10 protein-coding genes and 1 CRISPR repeat array are annotated in these 9,976 nt (G+C 46.4%); of the genes, 3 read left to right on the top strand and 7 right to left on the bottom strand.

What is annotated here, in order from left to right; all coding sequences use genetic code 11:
• Positions 1 to 85 precede the first annotated feature (85 nt).
• The 7 genes from Q0257_RS01325 to Q0257_RS01295 form a co-directional block, all read right to left on the bottom strand.
• Positions 86 to 571 (bottom strand): hypothetical protein, encoded by a 486-nt coding sequence (locus Q0257_RS01325; protein WP_298020579.1) that lies wholly within the window; start codon positions 569 to 571, stop codon positions 86 to 88.
• Positions 572 to 1,012: 441 nt separating this feature from the next.
• Positions 1,013 to 1,699, bottom strand: coding sequence for a lysophospholipid acyltransferase family protein (locus Q0257_RS01320; protein WP_297921710.1), 687 nt, complete (start codon positions 1,697 to 1,699; stop codon positions 1,013 to 1,015).
• Entirely contained in the window at positions 1,680 to 2,972 is a 1,293-nt protein-coding gene (locus Q0257_RS01315; protein WP_298020576.1) for an SH3 domain-containing protein, read from the bottom strand. Before Q0257_RS01315 ends, Q0257_RS01320 begins: the two co-directional genes overlap by 20 nt.
• Positions 2,966 to 3,631 (bottom strand): phosphoribosylformylglycinamidine synthase subunit PurQ, encoded by a 666-nt coding sequence (gene purQ, locus Q0257_RS01310; RefSeq protein ID WP_298020573.1) that lies wholly within the window; start codon positions 3,629 to 3,631, stop codon positions 2,966 to 2,968. Before purQ ends, Q0257_RS01315 begins: the two co-directional genes overlap by 7 nt.
• Complete coding sequence (purS, locus tag Q0257_RS01305; protein WP_298020570.1) at positions 3,628 to 3,864, bottom strand: phosphoribosylformylglycinamidine synthase subunit PurS; 237 nt, start codon at positions 3,862 to 3,864, stop codon at positions 3,628 to 3,630. Before purS ends, purQ begins: the two co-directional genes overlap by 4 nt.
• A 3-nt stretch (positions 3,865 to 3,867) precedes the next feature.
• The gene (purC, locus tag Q0257_RS01300) at positions 3,868 to 4,587 is read right to left on the bottom strand and encodes a phosphoribosylaminoimidazolesuccinocarboxamide synthase (protein WP_297896375.1); all 720 of its coding nucleotides are present in this window, start codon (positions 4,585 to 4,587) and stop codon (positions 3,868 to 3,870) included.
• 10 nt (positions 4,588 to 4,597) lie between these two features.
• The gene (locus Q0257_RS01295; RefSeq protein WP_366517481.1) at positions 4,598 to 5,887 is read right to left on the bottom strand and encodes a S41 family peptidase; all 1,290 of its coding nucleotides are present in this window, start codon (positions 5,885 to 5,887) and stop codon (positions 4,598 to 4,600) included.
• A 216-nt stretch (positions 5,888 to 6,103) separates the two neighbouring features.
• On the opposite strand from Q0257_RS01295, the gene Q0257_RS01290 reads away from it, so the two are divergent.
• The 3 genes from Q0257_RS01290 to Q0257_RS01280 all read left to right on the top strand — a co-directional run bounded on the left by Q0257_RS01290 (position 6,104) and on the right by Q0257_RS01280 (position 9,771).
• Positions 6,104 to 8,713: an AAA family ATPase gene (locus Q0257_RS01290; RefSeq protein WP_298020568.1), complete on the top strand. Its 2,610-nt coding sequence runs from the start codon at positions 6,104 to 6,106 to the stop codon at positions 8,711 to 8,713.
• A gap of 92 nt (positions 8,714 to 8,805) precedes the next feature.
• Positions 8,806 to 9,097: direct repeats of the CRISPR family, unit length 30 nt; unit sequence GTAGAATTCCATCCCGTTGGGAATTGAAAC.
• Positions 9,098 to 9,389: 292 nt separating this feature from the next.
• Entirely contained in the window at positions 9,390 to 9,635 is a 246-nt protein-coding gene (locus Q0257_RS01285) for a helix-turn-helix transcriptional regulator (protein WP_040303199.1), read from the top strand.
• A gap of 1 nt (position 9,636) precedes the next feature.
• Positions 9,637 to 9,771 carry a hypothetical protein gene (locus Q0257_RS01280; protein ID WP_298020566.1) on the top strand — a complete coding sequence of 45 codons (135 nt, stop codon included), beginning with the start codon at positions 9,637 to 9,639 and terminating at the stop codon, positions 9,769 to 9,771.
• The last annotated feature ends 205 nt before the right edge of the window (positions 9,772 to 9,976 follow it).

Here is a 9,976-nt window from a genome sequence, read left to right as displayed (position 1 = left end):
TATTCACGATATTTACGACATTATATTTCTTTAAGTCCTCTTTCGAAATATATTCTGCTACAAACGCCACTTTATCCTCTTTTCTTTAAATTTTAGATCTGAAAATTACTTGAATATTCTCTTTGGGGATAAAATACGTTATAACGTCTCCTCCCTTAAACTCATTTAAAATTTCTTTTAAAATATCCACAATCTCTTGCTTTGGTATATCTCCAATATCGCTTCTTATAGATTCCAGTTCATATATTAGTATAAACGGATTATCCGTATCTTTTTTACCTGTATATTCATTATGTATATTCCTCAGATCGATTTCTATATCTTTACCCTTGTAGTGCAAGATCCATATATCTTCACCGCTAAATTCCATATCTCTCGGATCTCCGATAGTGATACTGCACACTGAAAAAAGCCAAATACCTCTTTCTCGATCTATGCACCAGCTTCTTGAATTTAGAATAGCCCATTCCAGCTTAACTTGATGATACTTTTCACATATCTCATTGCATGGTTTTAGCAAGTCGTATTTCTCGATATCCTCTTTTGAAATACGCTCTGTAACAAACGCCATTCTCTCCTCCTTAAGAAATTTAAAATTTTAGATCGCTTGCGGGTTGCCGCCATCTTTTGCTCTTGTGACAAATCGTTTAGCCATTTTCGCAAATAGCTAAATATATGCTAAATTTCATCTTACCGCGCCGCGTAAATTTTAAAATTTTGCTTTTATACAGGCGCTGTTTTCTTGCCTATCTCTCGCCGATAACTCGCCGCCTGTAGTTTAGATGAAATTTTAAAATTCCACTACCTAAACGCATGGATAAAATTTTAAAATTTCGTCGTCCACGCGCACGAACGAAATTTTAAAATTCCACGCCGCTTAACACGAGCGGATGAAATTTTATAAAATTTTGCCGCCGCAAATCAAAGCGCAAATAAACGCGCTAGCGCACAGAAATCGCGCGAATTAGTAAAAGTCGCGTTTGAATTTTATCGATAAATTTATGAATCCCGCCTATGCTTCGGCGGTTTCGTTTTCATTGATTACGGCTTGCATCGTGTCTCTGGCGTGCTGCAGCCAATCTTTATCGCTCGTATCGAGCAGGTCTAGGTAGATGATTTTGACATGTCCGCTATGGACGGTGAAATCGTGAGAGTTTGCGATGTGCTGCGTGCCGATGAGTACCACGGGCTGGACACGCAGACCAAGCTTGCTAACGATCGCTTTGGCGCCGCTTTGGAATTGCAAAAGCTGCGTGCCGCGATGTCTGGTGCCCTCTGGAAACATCGTGATGACGCGCCCTTCGCTCACGCGCTGCTGCACTTCGTGCACGATCCGCACCAGATCGCGCGGATTTGAGCGATCGACCTGGATCATCTTCGGAAGAGTGATGATTTTGCCGATGATAGGGATGTCTGCGATCTCTTTTTTAGCGATCCAGCAGATATCGGCGGGATGAGTCTCTTCAAGCACAACGATATCCATTATGCTTTGGTGGTTGGCGATTACTAACTGCGCGCGCGGATCGGGAGTGCCTATGATCTGGATATCGTATCCGACGCCGTAGCGCTGGAAGCGCCCCCAAATGCGGCGGAAGCGGCGATGAGAGGAGTTTTTTACCGCCATGGCGATCACGACGCAAACGACGGTAAAAATAAACCAAATCGCGTAAAATAGCGCTCTAATCCTTGCTAAGCTCATCTTTTTTAACCCAGCCGATCTTGTTGCCGCCCAGCATGATTTTATAAAATTCCTTATTCGTACCCAAAATTTCAACCTTTTCGGGATTTTTAGTCACGTAAAACACGGTGGAGCTTTGCATAGGCAAAATTCTAACCGGGGAATTTTGCGCGATACTGCCCGTGCCGTAAGGCCTTTGCGCATAGAAATTTACCGCCAAAATCAGCACTGCAAAGATGAGCGGCGTGATATTTTTACTAAGCAGAAACATCACCAAAAGCACGGCAGCTAGCGTGTAGATCGCGATCTGCTTGTAGGCTTCGAACTTGCTCTCTTTCGGATTTAGACCGATCTGCGTGCTAAGATCCTCGGCGCGCGGATTAAGCTCAAGACCGAAATTTTCAAATTTTTTAGTATTAAGATTGAAATAGCTGAAGTCTAAATTTGTGATATTTTTATCCACGACGGCGAAATAATATCCGCTCTGACTTGCGTATGTGCCGCGTACGGAGTCCACCCCCTGCTTGATAATGGCAGGATTATCGATACTAAAAGCGCTGATTGCGCCGTTTCGGATACCAAGATCGAGCGTGAGTAAATTTGAAACGTCGTCAAATTTGGTAGTTTTGTAGTTTTTAAGTTTCAGCTCGTCGGCTACGATATGCGAAAAATTAGGCTTCGTGTCAAGCTTCATAAATTCCGGATTATCAGGCGTAATAGAGCTTTTTTCAAAGAATTCTCCGTTGCGCTGCAGCGTCAAAACGAGCTCATTTATCTTATCGCTCTTATCGCTTGCTGCAAACCACAGCGTCGTCTCAAACATCTCGTCACCCTCAATCCACGTAAGATTGTCAGCATTAAGCCACTTCATACCATTGGTGCGGCTGATCTCTAGCTTTGGCTTAACGGTGATTTTCTGCCCCAAATATACGGCGAAGTCGATCTTAAAAATTTGATTGCAATACACCTTCCTAGGCATCCCGCTGGCTTTTAGCGTAAGCTCTTTAGGCTTAATGTCCTGATAGACCTTATCGTCGGATACATCAAGATCGACTTCGTTAGTAGGCGCCAAAGCCTTAAGATCGTCGATGCTTAGATTATCCATCGACATAACCTCTTTTTTATTATACTTCAGCATTACCTTGGAATTATCGCGCGTCTGCGGCTCGTCCGGCTTATCCTCAGCTTTTTTCGGCGCATATTTACTTAGATCGTCAAGCGAATCGATCTCAATCTCCGGCGCAGCAAACGCAAGCGTGCAGACACCTAAAATAGTAAGAATTTTTTTTAGCAAATTAAGCCTTTTAGCATTTTCTCTCCGTCCGTGCCGCCCAAAATAGGCTCTATCGCGCGCTCAGGATGCGGCATCAGGCCGAAAATCTTTTTGTTTTTATCGCAAATCCCAGCAATTGCGTCCACTGAGCCGTTCGGATTTAGATCCGCGCCGTTTGCGTCGCAATATTTTAGCAGCACGCAATCCTCGTCGTATAGCGACTTTAGCGTATCCGCAGGCGCATAATAGTTTCCCTCGCCATGCGCGATCGGGATATTTAAAATTTCGCCCTTATCGCAACAGTGCAGAAATTTATTGTCGTTTGAAACGACGCGCAGATGGTGAAATTTTGAGATGAAGCTTAAATTTATATTTCTGCTCATCGCTCCTGCAAGCAGCTTCAGCTCCAAAAGCATCTGAAAGCCGTTGCAGATGCCCAAAATATAGCCGCCCTTTCGCGCGTGATCAAGCACCGCCTGCATTACGGGGCTAAATTTAGCAATAGCCGCAGTTCGCAAATAATCCCCGTAGCTAAATCCGCCCGGCAGCACGATCAGATCGGCGTTTATGGCGGTTTCTTTATGCCAGATTATCTGCGTTTCGCAACCCAGCGCGTCAAAAGCGTATTTGCTGTCGCGCTCACAATTCGTGCCGGGGAAATTGACGATCGCTACCTTCATATCACGATCTCATAGTCTTCGATGACGGTGTTTGCCAAAATTTCATCACACATCCTAGCGACGTCGGCATAAATTTTATCCCTATCCTCGCCATCTATATCAAGGACGATCTGTTTGGCTACGCGCACGTCCTCTACTCCGCTAAAACCAAGCGAAGCGAGGGCGTGTTTGACCGCCTTGCCCTGCGGATCGAGCACGCCCTCTTTAAGTCTTACGTTTACGATTACCCTCATCGCTTATCCTAAAATTCTACGCAAGACCTCTTCGTAGGCCACTTTTACGCTACCAAGATCCTGTCTAAATACGTCCTTATCGAGCTTTTTATCGGTCTGTTTGTCCCAAAAGCGGCAGCTATCAGGGCTGATCTCGTCTGCAAGTAGGATATTGCCGTCCTTATCTCTGCCAAGCTCGATTTTGAAATCCACGAGCTTTAAATTTCGCTCGTCGAAAAATTTAATCAAAATTTCATTGATCTTGCGCGCGATCTTTTTGAGCTCGTCAAGCTCGCTTTGGCTCTTTACGGCGCCAAGCAGCAAGCAATGCTCGTCGTTTAGGATCGGATCGCCCAGCTCGTCGTCTTTATAGCAAAACTCCACCAGCGCAAACGGAAGCTTAGTACCCTCTTTAATACCCAGGCGCTTTGTAAGCGAGCCGGTGGCGATATTTCGAGCGATGATCTCAAGCGGGAAAATTTTGCATTTTTTCACGAGCTGCTCGGTCGGGCTGATCGTCTCAACAAGCGCGGTGGCGATGCCGTGCTTTTTAAGCAGATCAAAAATCAGCGTCGAAATTTTACAATTCAGCGCGCCTTTGCCGCTCTCTTCGGCTTTTTTGACGCCATTAAACGCCGTCAGCGAATCTTTAAATTCCGAGATCAAAAGGTCGTCACTTTCGTTAACCGACCACATCTTCTTGCCCTTGCCTTCGTAGATGAGCTCTTTTTTGGTAGCTTGCATCACACTCTCCTTACTTGATGTTTAGAATTTTTATCGCGTCTATTGCGGTTTTTAACTGGATATCGTTATTAATCTGCTCTGCGGTGATGAAATTTTTCTCATCCTTTTTCTGAGCATCTTTTTTCTTGGTCTCTACCTTGGCTAACTCGCCTTGCAGGTGCTTTTTGAGATCAGCTTCTTTTAGCGAGAATTCATCCTCGTCGCGGCTCGGCACCTTGCCCGGCGCCACTATGAGATCAGGCGTCACGCCCACCGCTTGGATGGTGCGACCGCTTGAGAGATAGTAACGCGCTATGGTTAGTCGCAAGGCTTCTTTATCCTCGATCGGTAGGATCACCTGCACGCTTCCCTTACCAAAAGTTTTTTCACCAACCAACACGGCACGCTTTAGATCCTGAAGCGAGCCGCTTACGATCTCGCTCGCGCTTGCGCTGCCGCCGTTTACTAATACTACCAGCGGCAAATCGGTGATCTTCTTTTTAGGATCGGCGTTATGCGCTTCGGTTTCGTTTTTCGCGCGCCCTTTTTGCGAGACGATTAGGCCCTTATCTACGAACAAATTTACCAGCCCGATCGCTTGATCCAAAAGCCCGCCCGGATTGTTTCGCAGATCCAAAATAATGCCCTTGGCGTCTTTATGCTCTTTTATAAATTTGCTCGCGTCCGCTACCACGTGCTGGTCGAAATTCGTAACGCGCAGATATAAAATTTTATCATCCTCGATCATCTTGGCGTAAACCGATTCTACTTTGATTATGTCGCGGACGATCTCAACGTCAAAAGGCTTGCTAACGCCCTTGCGCACGATCGTTAGAGTGATTTTGGTTTTCGGCTTGCCGCGCATCTTTGAGACCGCATCGTCGATCGTGATGCCGAAGGTCGCGTTGCCGTCGATACGCAAGATCACGTCATTAGCCTGAATGCCTTTCTTGTCAGCAGGAGTCCCCTCGATAGGCGAGATGACGGTTAGAGCGCCGTCTTTCATACCCACTTGAATTCCAAGCCCACCGAACTCGCCCTCGGTCTGGACTTTCGTATCGTTAAACGCCTTTTCGTCCATGTAGCTTGAGTGCGCGTCGAGGTTATTCATAAGCCCCGAGATCGTCTTGTCCACAAGCTCTGAGAATGTCATCTCATCGACATAATTGTTCTCGACGATCGCAAGCGTTTTGGTAAGCTTAGCTAGCGCCTCCAAACGCGTTTTTTCGCTGTCTGGCTTTTTGGTCGCATTGACCTCTCTGGCTTGTAAATTTCCGGTAAAAAAACTAACGCCTAAAAATAGAGAAAATATGAATCCCAAGCCGAAGAAGAGGTGTTTTTGTCGCAAAGTTTATCCTTGAAAGTAAAATGGAGTGAATTTTATAGAAAATTGGCTAAAAATAAGGTAAATTTCATACAAAATTTGCGCGTTTACGGATAAATTTAAGCCGAAAATTTTAAAATCTCACTAAAAAACCTTGACATAAAGACACTAAAGTTATATAATGCAATCAACTTCAACTTTAGGAGAAAATTTATGAACGAAACTATTGAAATTTTAACCGATAAAATGCGCTCTTTGCTCGAAAGTAGCGTTTCTTTGGCGATCCATTCCAAAAATAGCGAAGTGGGCGTATTGCACATGCTCTGGGCTTTGGTAGCCGACAGCGGCTCGGTGCTAAATCAAATTTTTAATAAATTTAGTATCGAAAAGACCGCAGTCGAGCTCGAGATCAAAAGCGAAATTTCAAATTTGCCTACGAGCTCAAACGTCACGAAGGAAAACGTTCGAATCTCGCGCGAGCTGATGAACTCGCTAGAGCTCGCAAAAGGGCTGATGACGAGCTCGGGCGATAAATTTATCGCCGTAGATACCTGGCTGATCGCAAATTTAAACGCCGATCCGCTAAAGAAAATTCTATCTAAATTTGCAGATCTTAGCGAGATCAAAAAGGAGCTGGAGGCGCTTCGCGGCGGCAAAAGTATCGATTCGCAAACCGCCGACGAGACGCTTGAGGCGCTTAGTAAATTCGGCGTCGATCTCACCGCCAAGGCAATCGCGGGCGAGCTCGATCCGGTCATCGGCCGCGACGAGGTGATCTCGCGAATGATGCAAATTTTAATCCGCAAGACGAAAAATAACCCTATCCTGCTCGGCGAGCCGGGCGTGGGAAAAACCGCGGTCGTCGAAGGTCTTGCTCAGCTGATCGCCAAAAAAGAAGTACCGCTCAGCCTGCAAAACAAACGCGTCATCGCGCTTGATATGAGTGCGCTGATTGCGGGCGCGAAGTATCGCGGCGAATTTGAGGATAGGCTCAAAGCCGTCATAAACGAGGTCGTAAAAGCCGCGAACGTCGTGCTTTTCATCGATGAAATTCACACCATCGTAGGCGCAGGCGCAAGCGAAGGCTCTATGGATGCCGCAAATATCCTAAAGCCCGCCCTTGCGCGCGGCGAGCTGCACGCGATCGGCGCTACGACGCTGAAAGAGTACCGAAAGTATTTTGAAAAAGACGCCGCGCTTCAGCGCCGCTTCCAGCCCGTAACGGTCGCGGAACCTAGCGTGAGCGAGGCTACGGCGATCCTGCGCGGCATAAAGGAACGGCTAGAGGTGCATCACAACGTCACCATCACCGATAGCGCGCTAGTGGCGGCTGCAAGGCTAAGCGACCGCTACATCAGCGATAGATTTCTGCCGGATAAGGCGATTGATCTCATTGACGAAGCGGCGGCGGAGCTTAAAATGCAGATCGAAAGCGAGCCAAACGAGCTTGCCAAGGCCAAGCGCGACATCCTCACGCTTCAGGTCGAAAAGGAAGCCCTTAAGATGGAGGATGACGGCAAAAACGACGAGCGGCTCGCGCAGATCGATAAAGAGATCGAAAATTTAACCGAGCAGAAAAACGCGCTTCAGGCTAAATTTGAAAACGAAAAGTCCGTATTCGGCGGCATCAGCGAGGCTAAAAAAGCAATCGATAGCCTTAAAAACGAAGCCAGCCTAGCAAGACGCAACGGCGATCTTAGCAAGGCTGCCGAGATCGAATACGGCAAGATCCCCGCCGCGCAGGCGAAGGTTAAGGAGCTTGAGGCGAAATGGGACGCGATGAAAGAAAACGGCGTGCTTTTGCGAAACCGCGTGGACGAGGAGAGCGTGGCTGAAATTTTAAGCAAGTGGACGGGCATCTCGGTAAGCAAAATGCTCTCCTCCGAAAAGGAGAAATTCCTCCACATCGAGGAGCATCTAAAAGAGAGCATCGTGGGGCAGGACGAGGCGCTGCACGCCATCGCTCGCGCCGTCAAGCGCAATAAAGCCGGTCTCGTGAACGAAAACCGCCCGATCGGAAGCTTTTTGTTTCTAGGACCTACCGGCGTCGGCAAGACCGAGAGCGCAAAGAGCTTAGCTAGGTTTTTATTCGACGATGAGCGGGCGATGATCCGCTTTGATATGAGCGAGTATATGGAAAAACACAGCGTCAGCCGCCTGCTCGGCGCGCCTCCGGGATACGTGGGCTACGATGAGGGCGGACAGCTTACCGAAGCGGTGCGCAGAAAGCCCTACTCCGTGCTGCTTTTTGACGAGATCGAAAAGGCGCACAAGGACGTTTTTAACATCCTGCTTGGAATTTTAGACGACGGGCGCGCGACCGATAACAAGGGCGTTACGGTCGATTTCAAAAACACGATCATCATCCTAACGAGCAATATCGGCTCGGCTAAGATTATGGAGCTTGACGCCAAAAATGCGGATAAGCCGCGCGAGATCGCGCTTGCCGAGCGAGAGGAGGCGGTAAAGAGCGAGCTGAAGAATTATTTCAAGCCCGAATTTATCAACCGCCTGGACGATATCGTGATCTTCAACGCCCTAAGCGAGGACGATCTTATAAAAATCGTGGGCATTATGTTTAAAAGCCTGCAAAAAACGCTAGCAAATCGCGGCATTAGCGCAAGCTTGAGCGAAAATGCCAAAAAGCTCATCGCCTCGGCGGGCTTTGATATCGAATACGGCGCAAGGCCGCTACGAAGGGCGCTCTACGATCTGGTGGAGGATAAGATCGCCGATATGATCCTAAGCGACGAGATCAAAACGGGCGATCGGATCGAAATCGGCGCGCGTGACGGCGAGATCGAGATAAAAAGGGTAAAGTAAAATTCGGCGGAATTTATCCTGCGGGGTAAATTCCGCGCTTGGGTGGAGTAAATTTGGCGAGGTAAATCTCACGCCTTAGCTAAGTAAATTTGGTGGGTAATCTATCCCTTGGGAATTGAAACTTGGTATTTTGCGCCATGATAGGATCGGCGCATAGTAGAATTCCATCCCGTTGGGAATTGAAACGATCATCAAGCTCATTGAATTTTACGATACAAAGAGTAGAATTCCATCCCGTTGGGAATTGAAACCTTTTCCATCGGCGCCCATAGTTACATCAGCTAAAGGTAGAATTCCATCCCGTTGGGAATTGAAACCGAACAGAGAATGGATTTAAAGGACTTAAATGGCTGAGTAGAATTCCATCTTGTTTGTAATTGCTGCCAGAACCGATCAAAAAATCAAATCCCAAAAGCTTCGATTATAAAATTTCATTCTATCCCGGTTTAAAAATTTAATGTGCCGATCGATAAGACACCTATTTGCGCAAGTCGGTTCATCTTTACGGCATAATATGCAAAATTTTATAAAATTTTATGTTTATTTTATGCAGTATTCTGTATAATTCATACGGATAAACGAAGTGTTTTGCTATTTTTACTTATGAATAACACGATTTTTATTCATTTTATACGATTTTATGTATAATTAACGAATAAATTTGTATAATTTTCATATGTTAGAAACGAGCGATATATTCAACATTTTGCACAATGCCGTCGAAGCCAAAAACAACGGCAAAAAGATCTCGCACGCCGCGATGGCGCAGAGATTAGGCGTGTCGATGCGGACGTATCAGGACTGGCGCTTAGGTACGACCAAGCCGCAGGCCGCGACCGCGATATGCCAGATGTTGTGCGAGCTCGATAGCGACGACGCTGCGTTTGTGCTGCATAAGATAAAAAAACTTATAGGAGAGTAGAGTGCAAAACATTACTTTGCAAGAAAAGCTGGATCTGCAGGGCGTTTTTCGCGTGATTTATGAGAAAAAAGAGTCGAAATTTGCGATCTTTTACAAGGCGGTTTTGAAGAAATTTTTTAAAAATTTAAAAAAATGAGCGCCATTCGGGAGCATATTGTTATGTTTCCCAGCAGCAAATACAGATCGCGCTCGTAGCACCAGTGCCTCTTTCTTGCGCTGCGACCGTGCGCGGCATTCTTTGACGCAAGGCTTAAATGAATGCCGCCAGCCTCTCTCGCTTTAAAATTTTGATTTACTTGTTTACTTTTTGGGTGCCGGCCGATTTGATTCCAAATTTTATA

Source organism: uncultured Campylobacter sp., from assembly GCF_938018035.1.
Lineage (GTDB): Bacteria > Campylobacterota > Campylobacteria > Campylobacterales > Campylobacteraceae > Campylobacter_B.
The sequence above is the reverse complement of the archived record's forward strand: the minus strand, read 5'-3'. Positions and strand labels throughout refer to the sequence as shown.